The organism is Streptomyces verrucosisporus, assembly GCF_017114865.1.
GTDB lineage: Bacteria > Actinomycetota > Actinomycetes > Streptomycetales > Streptomycetaceae > Streptomyces > Streptomyces fenghuangensis.
Genome location: NZ_JADEYH010000007.1, coordinates 161,785 through 179,719 on the forward strand (window position 1 = coordinate 161,785; position 17,935 = coordinate 179,719).

The 17,935-nt window shown below is 74.2% G+C and carries 21 protein-coding genes; 10 read left to right on the forward strand and 11 right to left on the reverse strand.

Annotation, left to right across the window (positions count from 1 at the left end):
- Positions 1 to 63 precede the first annotated feature (63 nt).
- Positions 64 to 1,131: a phosphatase PAP2 family protein gene (locus tag IQ279_RS11235; RefSeq protein WP_307792306.1), complete on the forward strand. Its 1,068-nt coding sequence runs from the start codon at positions 64 to 66 to the stop codon at positions 1,129 to 1,131.
- A 126-nt stretch (positions 1,132 to 1,257) separates the two neighbouring features.
- Here the strand turns inward: IQ279_RS11235 and IQ279_RS11240 are convergent, their stop codons facing one another.
- Complete coding sequence (locus IQ279_RS11240; RefSeq protein WP_206348239.1) at positions 1,258 to 1,473, reverse strand: I78 family peptidase inhibitor; 216 nt, start codon at positions 1,471 to 1,473, stop codon at positions 1,258 to 1,260.
- Positions 1,474 to 1,779: 306 nt separating this feature from the next.
- On the opposite strand from IQ279_RS11240, the gene IQ279_RS11245 reads away from it, so the two are divergent.
- The 6 genes from IQ279_RS11245 to IQ279_RS11270 are packed head-to-tail and all read left to right on the forward strand — an operon-like array spanning position 1,780 to position 4,904.
- Positions 1,780 to 2,103, forward strand: coding sequence for a gas vesicle protein GvpO (locus IQ279_RS11245; protein ID WP_206348240.1), 324 nt, complete (start codon positions 1,780 to 1,782; stop codon positions 2,101 to 2,103).
- A 34-nt stretch (positions 2,104 to 2,137) separates the two neighbouring features.
- Positions 2,138 to 2,563, forward strand: a complete 426-nt coding sequence (locus IQ279_RS11250; protein WP_206348242.1) for a gas vesicle structural protein GvpA — start codon at positions 2,138 to 2,140, stop codon at positions 2,561 to 2,563.
- On the forward strand, positions 2,560 to 3,327 hold the full coding sequence (locus IQ279_RS11255) for a GvpL/GvpF family gas vesicle protein (RefSeq protein WP_206348243.1): 768 nt from the start codon (positions 2,560 to 2,562) through the stop codon (positions 3,325 to 3,327). Before IQ279_RS11250 ends, IQ279_RS11255 begins: the two co-directional genes overlap by 4 nt.
- Positions 3,328 to 3,333: 6 nt before the next feature.
- Positions 3,334 to 3,591, forward strand: a complete 258-nt coding sequence (locus IQ279_RS11260; protein ID WP_206348247.1) for a gas vesicle protein GvpG — start codon at positions 3,334 to 3,336, stop codon at positions 3,589 to 3,591.
- 1 nt (position 3,592) lies between these two features.
- Entirely contained in the window at positions 3,593 to 4,267 is a 675-nt protein-coding gene (locus IQ279_RS11265) for a hypothetical protein (RefSeq protein ID WP_206348248.1), read from the forward strand.
- Positions 4,260 to 4,904 (forward strand): SRPBCC family protein, encoded by a 645-nt coding sequence (locus tag IQ279_RS11270; protein ID WP_206348249.1) that lies wholly within the window; start codon positions 4,260 to 4,262, stop codon positions 4,902 to 4,904. The genes IQ279_RS11265 and IQ279_RS11270 overlap by 8 nt, the downstream gene beginning before the upstream one ends.
- A 2-nt stretch (positions 4,905 to 4,906) precedes the next feature.
- Here the strand turns inward: IQ279_RS11270 and IQ279_RS11275 are convergent, their stop codons facing one another.
- From IQ279_RS11275 to IQ279_RS11285, 3 genes are all read right to left on the reverse strand, one after another.
- Positions 4,907 to 5,911 carry a helix-turn-helix transcriptional regulator gene (locus IQ279_RS11275; protein WP_206348250.1) on the reverse strand — a complete coding sequence of 335 codons (1,005 nt, stop codon included), beginning with the start codon at positions 5,909 to 5,911 and terminating at the stop codon, positions 4,907 to 4,909.
- A 129-nt stretch (positions 5,912 to 6,040) separates the two neighbouring features.
- Positions 6,041 to 6,970: a hypothetical protein gene (locus IQ279_RS11280; protein WP_206348251.1), complete on the reverse strand. Its 930-nt coding sequence runs from the start codon at positions 6,968 to 6,970 to the stop codon at positions 6,041 to 6,043.
- Positions 6,967 to 8,247, reverse strand: coding sequence for a glycosyltransferase family 4 protein (locus IQ279_RS11285; RefSeq protein WP_206348252.1), 1,281 nt, complete (start codon positions 8,245 to 8,247; stop codon positions 6,967 to 6,969). Before IQ279_RS11285 ends, IQ279_RS11280 begins: the two co-directional genes overlap by 4 nt.
- An 809-nt stretch (positions 8,248 to 9,056) precedes the next feature.
- Here IQ279_RS11285 and IQ279_RS11290 point away from each other — a divergent pair.
- Both IQ279_RS11290 and IQ279_RS11295 read left to right on the forward strand, forming a co-directional pair.
- Entirely contained in the window at positions 9,057 to 9,863 is an 807-nt protein-coding gene (locus IQ279_RS11290) for a DUF8842 C-terminal domain-containing protein (protein ID WP_206348292.1), read from the forward strand.
- Positions 9,864 to 10,009: 146 nt separating this feature from the next.
- Positions 10,010 to 10,267 (forward strand): hypothetical protein, encoded by a 258-nt coding sequence (locus IQ279_RS11295; protein WP_206348253.1) that lies wholly within the window; start codon positions 10,010 to 10,012, stop codon positions 10,265 to 10,267.
- Positions 10,268 to 10,349: 82 nt separating this feature from the next.
- Here IQ279_RS11295 and der read toward each other — a convergent pair whose 3' ends face one another.
- The 5 genes from der to IQ279_RS11320 all read right to left on the reverse strand — a co-directional run bounded on the left by der (position 10,350) and on the right by IQ279_RS11320 (position 14,775).
- Positions 10,350 to 11,816, reverse strand: a complete 1,467-nt coding sequence (gene der / locus IQ279_RS11300) for a ribosome biogenesis GTPase Der (protein WP_206348254.1) — start codon at positions 11,814 to 11,816, stop codon at positions 10,350 to 10,352.
- A 132-nt stretch (positions 11,817 to 11,948) separates the two neighbouring features.
- Entirely contained in the window at positions 11,949 to 12,623 is a 675-nt protein-coding gene (locus IQ279_RS11305; RefSeq protein ID WP_307792307.1) for a lysophospholipid acyltransferase family protein, read from the reverse strand.
- Complete coding sequence (cmk, locus tag IQ279_RS11310; RefSeq protein ID WP_307792308.1) at positions 12,620 to 13,351, reverse strand: (d)CMP kinase; 732 nt, start codon at positions 13,349 to 13,351, stop codon at positions 12,620 to 12,622. Before cmk ends, IQ279_RS11305 begins: the two co-directional genes overlap by 4 nt.
- Positions 13,352 to 13,474: 123 nt before the next feature.
- Positions 13,475 to 14,563, reverse strand: coding sequence for a prephenate dehydrogenase (locus IQ279_RS11315; RefSeq protein WP_206348255.1), 1,089 nt, complete (start codon positions 14,561 to 14,563; stop codon positions 13,475 to 13,477).
- Complete coding sequence (locus IQ279_RS11320; protein ID WP_206348256.1) at positions 14,560 to 14,775, reverse strand: hypothetical protein; 216 nt, start codon at positions 14,773 to 14,775, stop codon at positions 14,560 to 14,562. Before IQ279_RS11320 ends, IQ279_RS11315 begins: the two co-directional genes overlap by 4 nt.
- Positions 14,776 to 14,891: 116 nt before the next feature.
- On the opposite strand from IQ279_RS11320, the gene IQ279_RS11325 reads away from it, so the two are divergent.
- The gene (locus IQ279_RS11325; protein WP_206348257.1) at positions 14,892 to 15,596 is read left to right on the forward strand and encodes a nucleotidyltransferase domain-containing protein; all 705 of its coding nucleotides are present in this window, start codon (positions 14,892 to 14,894) and stop codon (positions 15,594 to 15,596) included.
- Positions 15,597 to 15,630: 34 nt separating this feature from the next.
- Here IQ279_RS11325 and IQ279_RS11330 read toward each other — a convergent pair whose 3' ends face one another.
- Both IQ279_RS11330 and IQ279_RS11335 read right to left on the reverse strand, forming a co-directional pair.
- A complete protein-coding gene (locus tag IQ279_RS11330) occupies positions 15,631 to 16,659 on the reverse strand; it encodes an ADP-ribosylglycohydrolase family protein (RefSeq protein WP_206348258.1) in 1,029 nt (342 codons plus the stop codon).
- A gap of 77 nt (positions 16,660 to 16,736) precedes the next feature.
- Positions 16,737 to 17,921 carry a pseudouridine synthase gene (locus IQ279_RS11335; protein WP_206348259.1) on the reverse strand — a complete coding sequence of 395 codons (1,185 nt, stop codon included), beginning with the start codon at positions 17,919 to 17,921 and terminating at the stop codon, positions 16,737 to 16,739.
- Positions 17,922 to 17,935: the final 14 nt, after the last annotated feature.

A 17,935-nucleotide genomic window follows, 5' to 3' on the forward strand; every position in this document is an offset into this window, starting at 1 on the left:
ATAGGCATTACGAAGCAGGTGGCCGGTTCGGTGCCGCCGGTCACCGCCTGTAATCTCGTTGGAGTGCGTACCGACCGGATCTTCGCCCGCCTGGAACAGGAGCCAGCGCGGCCGCTCACCCCTCCACCGGGGATGAGCGGCACCCGCAGGGCGCTCTTCCTCACCACGCTGGGCCTCTACGCGGCCATCGTGGCGGCGGTGCTGACCACCTCCCGGCTGGTCCGGCTGGACTGGCAGGTCATGCTCTTCCGCCCTTACAAGCAGTGGCCGGAACTCCACGCCTTCCTCGACTACTTCGTGGTCCTGGGCCAGCGCGGCCCCACCGCGGTGCTGGTCGCCGCCTGGCTCGGCTGGCGCTCCTGGCGGCAGCGGACGCTGCGCCCGCTGCTGGCCCTGGGCACCTCCCTGCTGTTGCTGAACGTGACGGTGGGGGCGGCGAAACTCGGCATGGGGCGCGAGGGTCCGCACTACGCGAACCGCATAGGCGCCAACGAGATGTTCCTGACGGGGGACATATTCCCCTCCGGCCACACGGCGAACGCGGTGGTCACCTGGGGAATCCTGGCCTATCTGGCCACCACGCCGCGGGCCCGGCGCCGGCTGTCGGTCGTCGCGGCGGTCTTCGCACTCGGCGTCGGCACCACCACCGTCTACATCGGCACCCACTGGGTCAGCGACGTGCTCCTGGGCTGGGCCTCGGGGTTGCTCATCCTGCTGGCGCTGCCCTGGTTCGAGCCCCTCATCGCCCGCGCGGAGGCGTATCTGCTGGGCCACTGGTACCGCTTCCGGGAAGGTGTCGCGCCCCTGTCGGCGCGTCTGCGCCCCGCCGGGGCCCGCGTCCCGGCGATCACCGTCCGGCCCGGCGCGGGCGGGGTGTATCCGGCCTCCAGGCCGGCACCGGTCCTGTCCGAAACGGTGCCGGCGGACGCGGCGCTGTGCGAAGCGGCGCTGTCCGCCGAACCGCCCGCCGACCTGCCGCCCCGGGCCGGGGAGCCGCGCACCCACCACCCCGTTCACGCGCGGCAGCACGCGGCCCGCTCGGAGCGCTCCCCCGTCACCCCCGCCGGCAGCCGCCGGCCTTACGGCGAGCGCACGGTGTCGCGGACCGCGCCGATGGGACCACGCAAGTGACGGCGCCGTAGCGCCGGTCCGGCTCCTCGGGGCGGGACGGTACGCACCCTTCTCCCTCCCCGCGGAACCCGGCGCACGCGATGGCCCCGTCCCCCTCGGCCGAGGGGGACGGGGCCATCGCGTGCGTCAGCCCTTCCAGCAGCGGACCACCGAGCCGTCCTCCACCGTGAAGTTCAGCCGTCCCGACAGGTACTCCATGGTGATGACCGCGTCCGGCGGAAGGGACCGCACGGTGGTCCAGCCGCGTTCGCGGGCCCGCCGCTCGGCGGTGGCCACGTCGAGTCCGACGTAGGTGTCGGGGTCGTCGTCCGGTGTCTGCGGATTCACGGGTGCCGGTGCCATGGCAGCACCGTACGTCGTCGGCGGTAGGGCCGGAAGTTCCGGCCGGATCATGGCGGCGTCACATCTGTGTCACAACTCCCCGTGACGCGGGCGCCGTCCGGCCGTGCCGTTCGCACGGCCCGCGCACACCGCTCCCGATTCCGCCCGCCCCGTTCTCCGGGCGCCTTGTGAGGGGCTTTCCGCGGGAATCCCGCGGCCCACCCCGCGGAAGACCGGAAGAGGAATTCAAAAAGCCTCTCAATTCCCCTGGAAAACAGGCATGTTTACGGAAATCCTCTCGCGGTATCCGGGGTTGAGAGGAGCCCCATGACAGAGAAGAAGACAAGCGACGACAGCAAGCGGACGGCGAAGGACGAAGGCCGCCCCATACCGCTCGGCGAGGCGATGCGCACGGCCCGGGCGGAGTTCACCGACCTCACCGGCCTGCACGCCGAGAGCGTCTCCCGATTCGAACGGACCGGGGACGGCTGGGCCCTGGAGGTGGAGGTCATGGAACTCGAGCGGGTTCCGGACACGATGAGCCTGATGGCCTCGTACGAGGTGACCCTCGACGAGGCCGGCCACCTCACCGGTTACCGCCGCGTCCGCCGTTATGAGCGCGGCCGGGCCGATTCGTCCCGCCGCGGCTGAGAGCTGCGACACCCGAGAGGAGTGGCTCCGTACTATGACTACGGCAGTTCCCGCACAGCGTTCCACCGGAGGTGGGGGCGGCAGCAGCGGCCTCTACGACGTTCTGGAACTCATCCTGGACCGCGGACTGGTGATCGACGCGTTCGTCCGCGTCTCGCTGGTCGGCATCGAGATCCTGAAGATCGACGTACGCGTCGTGGTCGCCAGCGTCGACACGTATCTGCGTTTCGCCGAGGCGTGCAACCGCCTCGACCTGGAATCCGGGCCCAGGAAGTCGCCCGGTCTGCCCGAGGTGCTGGAGAACGCCACCGAGAGCGGCGCCAGCAGCAAGACCAAGGGCGCCCTGGCCGGGGCCGCCGAGAGCATATCCGACGCCTTCCGCCAGGGCGGTTCCGACGAGGAGGAGTCGGCACCCCGCAGGCGCCGGGCCTCCGCCCGCCGCAAGGAGGAGACCGAGTGAGCGTCTACGTCTACGGAATCGCGCACTCGGGCCACCCGGCGCTGCCCGAGAAGGCTCCCGGCGTAGGCCAGCCGCCGCGCGAGGTCCGGATCGTCCGTGAGGGAGACCTCGCCGCGATCGTCAGCGACTGCCCGGACGACCTGCGGCCCAAGCGCCGCGATCTCCTGGCGCACCAGCAGGTGCTGACCGAGGTCGGCGCCAGGGGACCGGTCCTGCCGCTGCGTTTCGGCAGCCTCTCCGACGACGAGGAGGCCGTGCGCGGGGTGCTCGCGGACCACGCCGCCCACTACATCCGGCAGTTGGAGGAGCTGGACGGCCGCTCCGAGTACAACGTCAAGGCCGTGCACCGCGAGGACGAGGTACTGCGCCTGGTGCTCTCGCAGGACACCGAGGCGCGGAGCCTGGCGGAGCGCAACCGCGCCGCCGGCGGCGGCTCCCAGGAGGACAAGCTGCGCCTGGGCGAGCTCGTGGCCAACGCCGTACGCGAGCGCGAGGCGGAGGACGGCCGACTGATCGAGGAGACGCTCGCGCCCCTGGCACAGCGGTACGTGCCGGGCCCGGAGGGCTCAGGCTGGCTGGCGAACCTCTCCTTCCTCCTCGGCCGCGACAGGTCCGGGGAGTTCACCGCCGCCGTCGAGGAGCTGGGACGCTCCAACCCCCACCTGGACATCCGCGCCACGGGCCCGCTTCCGCCGTACAGCTTCGTGGGCCGGCCCGACGAGGCCGGGCGGACCGCCCAGGCCGCGGGCTCGCCCGCCGGGTGAGCCGGCATGGGGCTGATCGGCGGGCTCCTGAAGCTGCCCGCGGCACCGTTCCACGGCGCCGGCTGGGTGCTGCGGCAGGTGGTCGCCGAGGCGGAGCGGCAGTACTACGACCCGTCGGCGATCCAGCGTGAACTCCACGAATTGTCCAGGCAGTTGGACGAAGGCCTGATCGGCGAGGAGGAGTTCGACCGCCGGGAGGACGAACTACTCGACCGGCTGGAGGCCGTGCAGGAGCACGGACGGCGCAACCAAGGAGACTACTGACATGACGAACCGGTCGGCACTGGCGCTGGCCTTCGCCACGGGCTACGTGGCGGGGCGCAGCAGGAACAAACTGCCCCTCGGCACGGGCGGGGCGCTGCTGGCCAGGCGGCTCGGGATGGACCCCGGACGCCTCGGCGAGCAGTTCAGGGAGAGGACCCCGCAGCTCGCGGAGGCCACCGGCCGGCTGCGGAACAACGTCAGGCAGGCCGGCAGGACCGCCACCGGCGTGCTGCCGACCGAACGCCTGGAAGCGCTGACCGGCGGCGTACGGGGGCAGCTCGGCAGGGCGCCGTGGAAGAGCGGCGGCAAGGACACCTCGGATGCCGAGGACGCCCAGGACGGCTCCGGCAGCACCGGCGGCTCTGGCGCTTCGGCGAGGAAGCCGGAGGGGAAGTCCGGAAAGGACGCGAACGGCTCGCGGAGCAACGGCGGTTCGCGCAAGGAGTCCGCAGGCTCCGGTAAGTCGGCGGAGAGCGGGCAGGGCGCCTCCCGGCGTGCCCCGGCGAAGAAGACCGCGTCGCGGACCGCCAAGAAGACGGCCTCCGCCTCCCGCAAGCCGGCCGGCGCCGCCGGGAAGTCCACGGGTTCGGCGGGCAAGCAGACCGGCAAGTCGGCCGGGAGTGCCCGGAAGACCACCGGTACGGCCAAGCGCACGGGAGGCTCCGAGCGTGGCTGACGCTGTCGGCGACCGCCGGCGGACCGCCGTCGCCGCCGTCGTTCCGGCCGCCGGACGCCTCCAGGAGGCGTCCGGCGGCCGGGTCGCGGTGCGGGCCCGGCACCTGCTGCTCGCCGCCGTCCGCGGGCCGGGCGGGGAGGGGGAACGGGCCGGCGCCGCGTCCCGGCCGCTGACCGTCGGCGAGTGCGTCGAGGTCGGGGTACCGGTCCGCGAGGCGTACGACCGGTGGCTGGAGTTCCTGGAGAGCGGCCCAGGCGGGGAGGCCCCGCGCGGCGCGCGGATCCTGTGGCCCGGGCGCGGCCGGGCGGTGCGCGTCACCGAGCGGATCCCGGGCGACCTCGTCGTATGGGAGGCCCGCGACTCCAGGGCGGCGGTCAGGGGCGTGGCCACCTTCCACCAGACGGCCGGGAACCTGACCCGGGTGCTGGTCGTCCTGGAGTACCGCCCGCGGAACCTGCTGGAGAGGGCGGCGCGCCTCTGGCACGCCCAGGCCCGGCGCGTACGGCTGGATCTCGCGGATTATCAGCGCTCGGTGAGCCTGGGCATCGAGATCGACGGCGGCGGCGCGGCCGCCGTCGGTGAGGGCGGGCCCGGAGATCCGGCGGGCGGGACGGACGGGGCGGACCAGGCCCGGTGACCTCACGGCCCTGACAGCCCCGCCCTCAGCTCCTCCCCGTCCGTCCGCCACGCCCGCGCCGCCCGGCCGAGGCGGTCCGCCAGCTCTTCTATCCGTTCGCCCAGTCCGGCCGGTTCGCGCACCTCGAAGTCGAAGCCCAGCATCAGGATGTGGAGGGCCATCTCGTCCAGGGAGGGAGCGCCGGTGCGCAGCAGGCAGGTGCGCCCGTCCACCGGTTCCAGCACACCGGCCGTGGGTGCGATCCGCTCCGCGACCAGGTCCGCCGGGGCGTGCAGCAGTACGGTCGCCCGCTGTGGATACGCGGCTGTGGAGATGCCCTCGGAGACGTAGGCGGCCCAGTCCCCGGCAGGCGGCCGCCGCGGAGTGAAGCGGGGGCCGTGCGGCGGGGTGAGGGCGAGCCGGTCGACGCGGAACGTGCGCCAGTCGGCGCGGCCGGCGTCCCAGCCCACCAGATACCAGCGGTGGCTGCTGCACACCAGGCGGTACGGGTCGACGGTACGGCGTGAACCGGAACCGTCGTGCCCCCGGTAGGTGAAGCGCAGCTGCCGGCGGTCGCGACAGGCGTTCACCAGTTCGGTGATGGTCTCCACATCGACCGCCGGGCCGCGCCGCCCGCCCAGCGGGTCGGTGAAGGCGGCGAGCGCGCTCACCCTGCGGCGCAGCCGGTCCGGCAGCACCTGCTCCAGCTTGGCCAGGGCCCGCACCGAGGACTCCTCCATCCCCTGCACCGCGTTGTGCGCGGCCGTGCGCAGTCCGACCGCGACGGCCACCGCCTCGTCGTCGTCCAGGAGCAGGGGCGGCAGCTCGGCGCCCGCGCCGAGCCGGTAGCCTCCGGCGGTTCCGGTGGTGGAGTGGACGGGGTAACCCAGTGTCCGCAGCCGTTCCACGTCGCGGCGCACCGTCCGCGAGGTCACCCGGAGACGCTCGGCCAGCTCGGCGCCGGACCACTCCCGGTGGGCCTGGAGCAGGGACAGCAGACGCAGCAGTCGTGCCGATGTCTCCATCATGCGGCCGATTCTGCCACCCGTTGAGGACAGTCATCGTCCGCGATGCCCGCCGGGCGCACCGCGCCCGTCCGGAACTCCCCGGAGCGGGCGGGCTCGCCCCGGCGGGCCGGTCCCGCGAGCCTCGGAAGGTCAGGAGCCGGCCGGCCCCGTGCCCTCCAGCCGCACGACCAGATCATTGGCACCGGTGTAGTACGGGCGGGCCGTCAGCCCCCCGCCTCCGTCCGCCCCGTCCGCGGCGACCGGCCGGGCCGGGTAGCGCAGGATCCTGTGCTTGTCGACGATGTCGTCCAGGATCCGGGCCACGCGCACCGGTTCGGCGTCCTCGCCGGGACGCAGCCACAGCTGCCAGTCGCCCTCCGCGCCCGGCTCCCGGGCCAGATCGCCGTACGCCAGCCGCGCGGTGAAACCGTGCCCCTCGGCAGGCGCGTCGACCGGGGTGACCGGTGCGGTGACGGGCCGCTCCCGCCCGCCGTCCGGAGCGGCGGCGCGGCGGGGACGGGCCTCCAGCCGCGCGGTGGGGGTCAGTTCGGCCCCGTACAGCCTCCCGTGGACGGTCAGCCCGCCGTCGGCGGGCCAGATGTCACCCGCCTCGGCGTGCGGCCAGCGCAGCCAGGAGCACACCGAGAGGTTGCCGTACTTGGTGGCGTACGGGATGCGCACGCCCAGCCAGGTCCGGTCGGTGCGCGGCACCCGGTCGACCAGCGGGCGCAGGTCGCTGCACCCGGGCAGCAGCCGCCGCGCCTCGTCCTCGCCGATCACCAGATAGGCGTCCCAGCGGCCTTCCGCCAGTGGGACCGTACTGGGCAGGGCGGCGCGCAGCACGGAGCCGTCCGGGTCGCCGGAGAGCGGCTCCAGCGGAAGGCGCACCGACTCCTCCGGATCGGAGTCGCGCAGCCGCAGCAGCAGGGCGGCGTCCCAGCGCTCCGCGACGCCGGGCAGCGTGATGTCGAAGCTGAGGCCGCCCGCACTGTCCGCCGTACAGTCGGCCCGCGGTGCCGTCTCCCCGGGGGTGCCGGGGGCGCCGGGGGCGCCGGCGGGCCTGCTGGTGGTCGCGGTCATGCGGTCCTTCCTCTTCTCAGCGCGCCCCGGCGGGCGCGTGCCAGGGCGTCCTTGGTGGCGTACGCCCCGCCCAGCAGGGCTCCCCGGGTCCGGTGAAGGGAGGAGCGCAGCCGGCCGATGCCGCTGCGTCCGCCGCGTGCGGCAAGCTCCGTGCAGAGCGAGGAGTACATCTCGCCGATCCGCGCGGGGTCGTAGCGGGCGGCGTCCGCGATCGCGGCGCGGCCCATCCTCCGGCGCAGTTCGTCGTCGTTGATCAGTTCCAGCAGGGACCCGGCGATGGCGTCGACGTCGCCGGTGGGCACCAGCCGCCCGTCCACCCCGTCGGCGATGATCTCCCCCGGCCCGTGCGGGCAGGTGGTGGCCACCACCGGCAGACCGCAGCGCATCGCCTCCACGATCGTCATTCCGAAGGACTCCAGACTCGACGTCACGGCCGCGACCGAGCCCTTGACCCACTCGGCCTCGATGGGGTGGGCCGGCCCCATGAGGAAGGCGTGGTTGTACAGGCCGAGTTCCTCCACCATGGCCCGCAGCTTCCCCTCCTCGCGTCCGGCCCCGTAGAGCCTCAGCCGCCAGTCGGGCCGCTGCTCGACCACCTTGGCGAAGGCTTTCAGCAGCACGTCGTAGCGTTTGGCCGGAGCCAGCCGGCCGGCGGCGATCACCCACTTCCCGGTGCCGTCGGATGGTTCCACCGCCGGCGCGGGGACGCCGTTGGGCACCGCCTGCACGTGTACCCCGGGCAGGCGCATCATGCGCCGGTAGTCGCGCGCGTCGGCCTCGGTGACGGTGGTGAGGGCGTCCAGGCGCGGGTAGGCGCCGCGCAGGGTCGCCCGCAGGGCCCGCGAGTGGGTGGAGAGCGTGAGGTGCTCCTGCCCCATGCGCACCGGACCGGGCCTGGTGTGCATGGCGAGCATGGTGTTGAGGCCGGGGCGGGTGCCGATCACGACGTCCGCCTCGACGCCGGCCAGGTGCTCGGTGATCCGGCGGTCGGTGAGCGCGCTGTACTTGCGGTGGTTGCCGTCGGTGCGCGGGAACAGCCTGGACGGACGGGCGTGCTCGGGGTCGCCGCCGTCGTAGTCGGGGCTGTGCTTGCGCATGTCCACCAGATGGCGCAGGCGCACCGCGGGGTCCAGGTCGAAGACGGGACGGTCGCGGTGCCTGAAGACCGAGACGATCTCGACGTCGTGCTGCTGCGCGAGCGCGCACGCGAGGTTGAAGGTGGTCCGGATCGTCCCGCCCATGCCGTACCCGTGATGCAGCAGAAAAGAGATATGCATCCGTCTCCATGTCCCACGAAAGCGCGCGGGTAAGCGTCCCGGCGCCGTGTTTCCCGGTGTCGCACTCCTGTTGATGCCGCGTCTCTTGGGAAGAGACCTCGGAAGGCCGCCGCGGGTTGGCTCGCTTGATCGCCTTGTACCCGAAAAGTTCATCTGTTGTGAGGCTTTTTCAGGAACCGAACGACTCGTTCCGCCGTCCGCGCGCCCCCGGCGGGGCTCCCGCCCGGTGAGGCGGCGGTACGGAAGGCCCCGGCCGGGAAGCGGTGCCCCGGGGCCGGTGCGGGAAGCGTCTCCGCTCGCGGGAGTTCCCCTCGGTTCTCGCCGTTCTCCCTCCCGGCCGGCTCCGTCCTGTCGGGCACACCGGCGCGGGGGCCCCGGCGGCGGTCGGACGGTACCGCTTCCGCGCCCGGCCCGAAGCGGCCGCTCGGCCGGCACGGCGCAGCGGCCGGGACCGGCGGAGCGGCGCGGGGCGAAGCGGTGGTGGGGGCGGCCCGGGGGCCGAGGCGTGTGTGCGGCACCTGTCCACGCTAGGGCCGTACAGGCTCACGACCGGCGCAAACGCGCCAGCGCGGGGCCCGGGCCCCACCCGGTCGGCGGACCGCGTGCCGGGCGCCTGGGGGGCTCCTGGCCGACGCCGTCTCCCACGCGCCTCCCGGTCCTCCGGGGGGAAGTGGAACGAACCGGCGCGCGCCGCGCACCGCGCATCCGCCTGTGCGACCTGCGCTCCCCCCGGCGCGTTACCACGGCACTCGGTCCCCCGTTGTGCATGTGAACCAGAACCGAACGCCAGGAGTTTCCCCGTGTCCCCCATGCTCGATGTCAGCGACGACGTCCGCGCCGAGATCGGCGAGGAGGAAGCCGCCCGGCTGATCGCCGGTGACAGTGCCCCCGGCAGCTACGACTGCACCTCATGCCGCGCCCCCGGCGACCCCGAGCAGGAGCGCACCAGCACCGTGCTCTTCCTCGGCGAGGAGACGGCCGTGCTCGCCTTCGCCCACGCGACCTGCATCCCGTCCCAGATCGTCCCGGTCTCCGAGGAGCAGCTCAAGGACGCCGTGCGCACCATCACCGGCGGGCAGGACGGGGGCGCTCCCGCACCGGCCGGCGCACCCCCCGCCGGGCCCGCCCCCGTCTCCGCCCCGCGCCAGGCGGTGCTGGGCGTGACCTGCGGCCAGGTGCTCATCGACGACCAGCTCCACCCCGCCCTCGTCGTCGAACCCACCGCGCCCATCACCCGCCCCGGCTCCGACGGCCCTGGCGACGACTTCCTGCCGCTCCTCATCGAGCAGGGCTTCATGCCGGTGAACGACGTGGCCCGGGCTCCCGCCCCGGTCGGCGGCTGGTCCGTCCTGCTGGCCATGGGCCGGCTCCACGCCATCCTCCAGCCGGGCCCCGCCGGCGGGCAGCCCACCTCCTGGTGGCAGGCGCACCAGCCGCTGCCCGTCACCGACGACTGGCGGACGGCGGCCAACCGGAGCCGGACGGTCCATGTCTACGCCGCGCCGGTCGGCACCATCGGACAGCAGCCGCGCGAGGATCTGCTGCGCGACGCACTGGAGAAGGCCGCGGCGGGCGGCCTCCTGGTGGCCGCGGCCATGCCGCTGGCGGGCACCTGAGGAATCCACGGCCCGCGTCCCCCTACAGGGGTTTCCCCCCGCCGGGCCCGCATCCGCCGGGCGGCGTGATCGTTGGCACTGACGTGCAGCCTTACGAACCTTCCCGCACCCACGACGCGCATCTCAGCCGCAGCCGGATTCCGGGGATGCGCGTCCCCCACGAGCCCGTTTCGGGCCACTTCCCGGCCACTCCGATCTACGACGCGCTGTACGCCGAGTACCGGCGCCTGTTCCGGGCCCTGCCCGGGGACCGGAGCGGCGAGGAGGAGTTGCGGTTCACGGGCTTCGGCACCGGAACGGCCCACTGGCACGGCGGGCGCCGGGCCGGCGGCTTCCTCCCCGCCGGCCCGGCGCCCGCCGTCCTGCCGCCCGCTCCGCGGGACGGCCGCCCCTACGACCGGTGAGGACCGTGCCCCGCGACGGGCCCGGTCCTCACCGGCTTTCCGGGGGCGGGGCGGACACCGGCGCCCGCCCCGCCCCCTCACCTCACTTCTTGCGCCCGCGCTTCTCGCGCACCCGCACCGAGATGTGGATGGGCGTGCCCTCGAAACCGAACTCCTCGCGCAGCCTCCGCTCGATGAACCGGCGGTAGCCGGCCTCCAGGAAGCCGGAGGCGAACAGCACGAAGCGCGGCGGGCGGGTGCCCGCCTGGGTGCCGAAGAGGATGCGGGGCTGCTTGCCGCCGCGGATCGGATGGGGGTGGGCGGCGACCAGTTCGCCGAGGAAGGCGTTGAGCCGCCCGGTCGGCACCCGGGTCTCCCAGCCCGCCAGCGCGGTCTCGATCGCCGGTACCAGCTTCTCCATGTGGCGGCCGGTGCGCGCCGAGACGTTCACCCGCGGCGCCCACTTCACCTGGCCGAGATCGGTCTCGATCTCGCGCTCCAGGTAGTAGCGGCGCTCCTCATCCAGGGTGTCCCACTTGTTGTAGGCGAGGACCAGCGCGCGCCCGGCGTCGACCGCCATGGTGATGATGCGGGTGTCCTGCACGCTGACCGGCTCGCTGACGTCGATGAGGACGACCGCGACCTCGGCCTTCTCCAGGGCGGCGGCCGTGCGCAGCGAGGCGTAGTAGTCGGCGCCCTCGGTCAGGTGCACCCGGCGCCGGATACCGGCGGTGTCGACGAACTTCCAGGTCTTCCCGCCGAGTTCGATCAGCTCGTCGACCGGGTCGCGGGTGGTGCCCGCAAGCTGGTCCACGACCACCCGGTCCTCCCCCGCCACCTTGTTCAGCAGCGAGGACTTGCCGACGTTGGGGCGGCCGATCAGCGCCACCCGGCGCGGCCCGCCGATCCCGCCGCCGAAGGTCTGCGGCGGCGCCTCGGGCAGCGCCTTGAGCACCTCGTCCAGCATGTCGCCGGTGCCCCGGCCGTGCAGGGCGGAGACCGGGTGGGGCTCGCCGAGGCCGAGCGACCACAGCATGGCGGCGTCCGCCTCGCCGGAGGGGCCGTCGACCTTGTTGGCGCACAGCACCACGGGCTTGCCCGCCTTGCGCAGCAGCCTGACGACCGCCTCGTCGGTGTCGGTCGCGCCGACCGTGGCGTCCACCACGAAGACCACCGCGTCGGCGGCCTCGATCGCGAACTCCGCCTGGGCCGCCACCGAGGCGTCGATACCCAGGACGTCCTGCTCCCAGCCGCCGGTGTCGACCACCTTGAAGCGGCGGCCCGCCCACTCGGCCTCGTAGGTGACCCGGTCCCGGGTGACGCCGGGGCGGTCCTCCACGACGGCCTCGCGGCGGCCGAGGATGCGGTTGACCAGGGTCGACTTACCGACGTTCGGCCGGCCGACGACGGCCAGCACCGGCAGCGGCCCGTGCCCGGCCTCGCCGAGCGCCCCCTCGACGTCCTCGGCGTCGAACCCCTCCTGCGCGGCGAGCTCCATGAACTCCGCGTACTCGGCGTCGCCGAGCTCACCGTGCCCGTGCTCGTCGCCGACGTGGGTCTGCTCGTTCATGAAGTCCTGTCCTCGTGTGTACGTGTTGTCCGTGGCTCTGCGCGCCCCCGTGGGCTCGTCCCCGTCCGGGACCGCGGCGCCCCCGCGCGCGGTGGGCGCGGAAGTGCCGCGGGGGCAGAGGTCCAGTGTCGCCTAACCGCGCCCGGTGATGCGCCGGGCGTCGGACAGGTGGGCCGTCAGCCGCTTGCCGATCCGCACCGTCGACTCGTCCAGCGCCGACCGGGTGCGCCTGCCGCTGCCGTCGCCCGCCTCGAAGGGCTCGCCGAACACGATGTCGACGCGGGACCGCAGCGGAGGCAGCGCGGGTACCGCACGCCCCCGGCTCCCGGCCGTCCCCAGCACCGCGACGGGCACGACGGGCGCTCCCGACCGCAGGGCGAAGTAGGCCAGGCCGGAGCGGAGCGAGGCGAAGTCGCCCTCGCCCCGGGTGCCCTCCGGGAAGATACCCAGCACGCCGCCGGCGCCCAGCACTCCCAGCGCCCTGGTGATCGCGACGCGGTCGGCGGTCTTCCGGTCCACCTCGATCTGGCCGATGCCGGTCAGGAAGGGGTCGAGGGGGCCGGTGAAGGCCTCCTTCTTGATCAGGAAGTGCACCGGGCGGGGCGCGGTCCCCATCAGCAGCGGGCCGTCCACGGCGTGCGTGTGGTTGACGGCGAGGATCACCGGTCCGGACACCGGGACCCGCCAGGCGCCGAGCACCCTGGGCCGCCACAGCCCGTACATCAGGCCGATCCCGATGCGGCGCCCGACCGCGGCGCCCCGTGCGCTGGGCAGCGCCGGGTCGCCGTCCCTGTCCTCCGCGCTCACCTGGCCTGCTGCTTGTCTTCGACCAGGGTGACGACGCACTCGATGACCTGCTCCAGGGTCAGCTCCGTGGTGTCCACCTCGACCGCGTCGTCCGCCTTGCGCAGCGGCGAGGTCTTGCGGCCGGCGTCGGCCGCGTCCCTCTTCAGGAGGGCCTCGCGGGTGGCGTCCAGGTCGACCGGGCGGCCGCCGCCGCCCTTCAGCTCGCCGCCGCGCCGGGCCGCGCGGGCCTCGGGCGAGGCGGTGAGGAAGATCTTCAGGTCCGCGTCGGGCAGGACGGTGGTGCCGATGTCACGGCCCTCGACGACGATGCCGGTGGGTGCCCCCGCGGCGATGGCGCGCTGGAGCTCGGTGATCCTGGCGCGCACCGCGGGCACCGCGCTGACCGCGCTGACCGCGCCGGTGACCTCCTGGGTGCGGATCGGGCCGGAGGCGTCCGAGCCGTCCACCGTGATGGTCGGCTCGGCCGGATCGGTGCCGGAGAGGATCTCGGGGCGGTCCGCCGCGGCGGCGACGGCCTCGGCGTCCCGCACGTCGATGTCGTGGGTCAGCATCCACCAGGTGATCGCGCGGTACTGCGCGCCGGTGTCCAGGTAGCTCAGGCCGAGCTTGGCCGCGACGGCCCGGGAGGTGCTCGACTTGCCCGTGCCGGAGGGGCCGTCGATGGCGACGATGACGGGGGCCGGGGCGTCCGGGGACACGGAGGACGCCTGCCGGGAGGTTGCTGCCACGGTGTCGGGCACCTTTCTCGAACTGCTCGGAGCACGGGTCGGGACGCGGGCGCGGGGCGCCGGCGAGGGGAACGCCGGCACGCCCTCCCCGTCCGGCACAAGGCTACCGTCGGCCGGGGACCCCTACTGCTGCCGGATGGCCCAGCCCCGCTCGCGCAGCGCCGCCGCCAGCACGGGGGCGGCGCTCGGCTCGACCATGAGCTGGACATGGCCGGCCTGCTGGCCGGTGGCGTGCTCGATCCGGACGTCCTCGATGTTGACGCCGACCCGTCCGGCGTCGGCGAAGATGCCGGCCAGCTCGCCCGGCCGGTCGCTGATGAGCACCGCCACCGTCTCGTAGACGGCCGGGGCCTGCCCGTGCTTGCCCGGGATCCGGGCCCGCCCGCCGTTGCCGCGGCGCAGCACGTCCTCGATGCCCGCCGCCCCGCCGGTGCGCTCGGACTCGTCGGCCGACTGCAGCGCGCGCAGCGCCCGCACCGTCTCCCCCAGGTCGTCGGCCACCGCGGCCAGGACGTCGGCCACGGGGCCGGGGTTGGCGGAGAGGATGTCGATCCACATGCCCGGGTCGGAGGCGGCGATCCGCGTCACGTCGCGGATGCCCTGGCCGCACAGGCGCACGGCCGTCTCGTCGGCTCCCTCCAGGCGGGCCGCGACCAGGCTGGACAGCAGTTGCGGGGTGTGCGAGACCAGGGCGACGGCCCGGTCGTGGGCGTCGGCGTCCATCACCACGGGGACGGCGCGGCAGAGCGAGATCAGCTCCAGCGCGAGGTTGAGCACCTCGGTCTCGGTCTCCGGGGTGGGGGTCAGCACCCAGGGCCGCCCCTCGAAGAGGTCGGCGGTGGCGGCCAGCGGGCCGGAGATCTCGCGTCCGGACATCGGGTGCGTGCCCAGGTAGGTGGCCGGGTCGCAGCCCAGTGCCCCGGCCTCCCTGCGCGGCCCGCCCTTGACGCTGCCGACGTCCAGGTAGCCGCGTGCCGCCTTCCGGCGCTGGGCCGCGGCGAGGACGGCGGGAATGTGGGCGGGCGGAACGGCCACGACGGCGAGGTCCACCGGCCCCTCCGGCGGCCGGTCGGTCCCCGCGCCCAGGGACGCGGCGGTACGCGCCTGGTCGGCGTCGTGGTCCTCCAGATGCACCCGCACCCCGCGCCCGGCCAGCGCCAGGGCGATGGAGGTGCCGATCAGTCCGGTGCCGATGACGAGTGCGGTCCTCACCGCGCGACGCCCCTGCGCTGGGCGGCGGGGAAGCCGCCGCGCGGGCCGAAGGCGGCGGTGGGCCGGGCACCGTCCGGACCACCGGCCGCCGGCACGCCGCGCTCCGGAATCCCGGTGAGCGGCCGCGGGACCAGCTCGCCCCCGCGTCCGGCCTCCCGCCCGACCACACCCCGGTCCAACCGCACGGCGCCCCGCACCGCTCGTACCGTCACCTGCTCGCTCCCCTGCGTCCGCGGCCGTACTGCTGTCCCGACCAGCGTAGAGGCGCCGCTCCGACCGCCGCCTCCGCGCCCGCCCTGCGAGACGGCCGCGTGCCACAATCGCGGCCATGTCCTCCGCGCCCGGCATACCCGCCCCGCACGACCTGGTACGCGATCACACGGTCTACTCCTGCGTGACGGGTTCGCGCGCCTTCGGTCTGGCGACCGAGGGCAGCGACACCGACCGGCGCGGCGTGTACGCCGTGCCGACCCCGCTCTTCTGGCGCCTGGACAAGCCACCGACCCATGTGGAGGGCCCGCGCCCGGAGGAGTTCTCCCGGGAGCTGGAGCGCTTCTGCGCGCTGGCGCTGGCGCTGGCCGCGAACCCGAACATCCTGGAGTGCCTGCACTCCCCCGTCGTCGAGCGCCTGGACGAAACCGGCCGGGAGCTTCTGGCCCTGCGCGGCGCGTTCCTCTCCCGGGAGGCGCACCGCACCTTCTCCGGGTACGCCGAGGGGCAGCACCGCAGACTGCGGGCATGGCTGCGAAGCCACGGCGAGATGCGCTGGAAGCAGGCCATGCACCTGGTTCGGCTGCTGCTGTCCTGCCGCGATCTGCTGCGCACCGGGGAACTCGTCCTGGACGCCGGTCCGTACCGCGACCGTCTGCTGGCCGTCCGGCGCGGTGAGGTGCCCTGGCCCGAGGTGGAGTCCTGGCTGGCCCGCCTCCGCGAGGAGGTGGACGGGGCCGCCGCCGGCACCCCGCTGCCCGCCGGGCCGGACCGCGCCCGGGTGGAGGACTTCCTGGTCCGCGTCCGCCGCGCCCACCTCTGAGCCGGTCACCCGGTCCCCGCGCCCCGGCCGGGGTTCAGGCGCCGTCCCACAGGGCGCCGAGCGCCAGCAGCTCCTCCCGGTACTCGATCCGCTCGGTCCACTCCCGCGGCCAGGCCGCGGCACCGTGACGGGCGCCGGCGAAGGCACCGGTCAGACAGGCGATGGAGTCGGAGTCGCCGGAGGAGCAGGCGGCCCGCCGCACCGCCATCACCGGTTCGTCGGGGAAGAGGAGGTAGCACAGCAGGCCGGTGGCCAGCGCCTCCTCGGCGATCCAGCCCTCGCCCGTGGTCAGGCACGGGTCGGTCTCGGGGTCGGGTGTGCGCAGGGCGGCGTCCAGCCGGTCGAGGACGCCGAGGCACTCGTCCCAGCCGCGCGCCGTGAAGAACTGCGGGGACGGGTCGTGGGCGAGTCGCCACAGGTCGCCGAGCCACTGTTCCCGGTAGACGGTGCGCTGTTCGCGGGCGTAGGCGCGCAGCAGGCCGGGCAGCTCGCCGGGCGGTGTCCCCCCGGCCGTGAGGTGGACGGCGTACGCGGTCAGGTCGCTCGCGGCCAGAGCCGTGGGGTGGCCGTGGGTGAGCGCCGACTGGAACTGGGCGGCTCCGGCTCTTTGGCCGTCGTCGAGTCCGGGCACGAGCCCGAGTGGCGCGACCCGCATGTTCGCGCCGCAGCCCTTGGAGCCCAGCTGGCTCGCCTCCTGCCAGGGCAGTCCGGCGTGGCCGAGTCGCTCGCAGGCCACCAGACAGGTGCGGCCGGGAGCCCGGTTGTTCTCGGGCGAGCGCCACCACGCCACGTACTCCTCGCGCACCGGGCGGAGCATGCGCGAGGGTGTGAGGGGGCCGTCTTCGGCGGCCGTGCGCAGGCCGCGCCCCAGGGCGAGTGTCATCTGGGTGTCGTCGGTGACGAAAGCGGGCCGGGGCAGTTCCATCGACCGCCAGGGACCGCATTTGGCGAGGATCGAGGGAACGTCGTTGAACTCGGTGGGAAAGCCCATGGCGTCCCCGATGGCCAGCCCGAGCAGGGTTCCGGTCGCCGGACGTCTCACGGAGTCCGCGGAATGTGTCATGCGCCCATCCTGGCGGGTGCGCACCGGCCCCGGCCAGGGGTTTCCCCGGCCGGGGCCGGCATCCGGCGGGCGGCGGCCTAGAGGTCGACCTCCCGCATCAGCATGCCGACCTCCGTGTTGGTCAGCCGGCGCAGCCAGCCGGACTTCTGGTCGCCCAGCGCGATGGGTCCGAAGCGGGTGCGCACCAGCTTGTCGACGGGGAAGCCGGCCTCGGCGAGCATGCGCCGGACGATGTGCTTGCGGCCCTCGTGGAGGGTGACCTCGACGAGGTAGTTCTTGCCGGTGTTCTCCACGACCTTGAAGTGGTCGGCGCGGGCGTAGCCGTCCTCCAGCTTCACGCCGTCCTTGAGCCGCTTGCCCAGGTCGCGCGGGATGGGCCCCTGGATCGCGGCGAGGTAGGTCTTCGCCACGCCGTAGCGGGGGTGGGTGAGGCGGTGGGCCAGCTCGCCGTGGTTGGTGAGCAGGATCAGGCCCTCGGTCTCGGTGTCGAGGCGGCCGACGTGGAACAGCCGGGTCTCGCGGTTGGTGACGTAGTCGCCCAGGCACTGGCGGCCTTCTGGGTCCTCCATGGAGGAGACGACGCCGGTGGGCTTGTTGAGCGCGAAGAACAGGTAGGACTGCGTGGCGATCGTCAGGCCGTCGACCTTGATCTCGTCCTTCTCCGGGTCCACCCGCAGCCCCTGCTCGACCACGATCTCGCCGTTGACCTCGACCCGGCGCTGGTCGATCAGCTCCTCGCAGGCCCGGCGCGAGCCCATGCCGGCGCGGGCCAGGACCTTCTGCAGCCTCTCGCCCTCCGCCTCGCCGAAGGTCTTGGGGAGCTTCAGCGCCGGCTTGGCGTGCCGTTCGCGGTTGCGCTCCTCGATCTGGGCGTCGTACTCACGGGGGCGCGCCGGGACCGAGCGCCCGCGGGCTCCGCCCTTGCCTCCCTGCCCGGAACCGGTCTTGGGGCCCTGCCTGGAGCCGGTCCTGGGGCCCCTGGGGCCTCCCGTCCCGGCCCCCGCCTTCGGCCCGCCCCGGGAAGCGCCTCCGGGGCCCTGCCCCTGCCTGCCCTCCCGACCCTGGTCCTGGCCCTTGGCCCCGCCGGGCTTGGCGGACTTGCCCGGCCCGCCCGGCCTGCCCGGCTTGTCGGGCCTTCCGCCGGAGCCGGCGTCGTAACGGCGCTCCTCCGGGCGGGGGCGGCCCGCGCGCTTCTGCCTGTCGTCGCGGCTGTTGCCCGCGCCCCGGTGGTTCCGGTTGCTGTTCCTGCCGCTGCTTCGCATCAAGGTTTCCGTCT

Excerpts from the sequence above, each read along its gene's own strand:
- IQ279_RS11275 (WP_206348250.1), bottom strand. The coding sequence starts at position 5,911 with ATGATGGAGACATCGGCACGACTGCTGCGTCTGCTGTCCCTGCTCCAG.
- IQ279_RS11260 (WP_206348247.1), top strand. The coding sequence starts at position 3,334 with ATGGGGCTGATCGGCGGGCTCCTGAAGCTGCCCGCGGCACCGTTCCAC.
- IQ279_RS11240 (WP_206348239.1), bottom strand. The coding sequence starts at position 1,473 with ATGGCACCGGCACCCGTGAATCCGCAGACACCGGACGACGACCCCGAC.
- IQ279_RS11335 (WP_206348259.1), bottom strand. The coding sequence starts at position 17,921 with ATGCGAAGCAGCGGCAGGAACAGCAACCGGAACCACCGGGGCGCGGGC.
- IQ279_RS11330 (WP_206348258.1), bottom strand. The coding sequence starts at position 16,659 with ATGACACATTCCGCGGACTCCGTGAGACGTCCGGCGACCGGAACCCTG.
- der (WP_206348254.1), bottom strand. The coding sequence starts at position 11,816 with ATGAACGAGCAGACCCACGTCGGCGACGAGCACGGGCACGGTGAGCTC.
- IQ279_RS11245 (WP_206348240.1), top strand. The coding sequence starts at position 1,780 with ATGACAGAGAAGAAGACAAGCGACGACAGCAAGCGGACGGCGAAGGAC.
- IQ279_RS11325 (WP_206348257.1), top strand. The coding sequence starts at position 14,892 with ATGTCCTCCGCGCCCGGCATACCCGCCCCGCACGACCTGGTACGCGAT.
- IQ279_RS11280 (WP_206348251.1), bottom strand. The coding sequence starts at position 6,970 with ATGACCGCGACCACCAGCAGGCCCGCCGGCGCCCCCGGCGCCCCCGGC.
- IQ279_RS11290 (WP_206348292.1), top strand. The coding sequence starts at position 9,057 with ATGCTCGATGTCAGCGACGACGTCCGCGCCGAGATCGGCGAGGAGGAA.
- IQ279_RS11250 (WP_206348242.1), top strand. The coding sequence starts at position 2,138 with ATGACTACGGCAGTTCCCGCACAGCGTTCCACCGGAGGTGGGGGCGGC.
- IQ279_RS11295 (WP_206348253.1), top strand. The coding sequence starts at position 10,010 with ATGCGCGTCCCCCACGAGCCCGTTTCGGGCCACTTCCCGGCCACTCCG.
- IQ279_RS11265 (WP_206348248.1), top strand. The coding sequence starts at position 3,593 with ATGACGAACCGGTCGGCACTGGCGCTGGCCTTCGCCACGGGCTACGTG.
- IQ279_RS11285 (WP_206348252.1), bottom strand. The coding sequence starts at position 8,247 with ATGCATATCTCTTTTCTGCTGCATCACGGGTACGGCATGGGCGGGACG.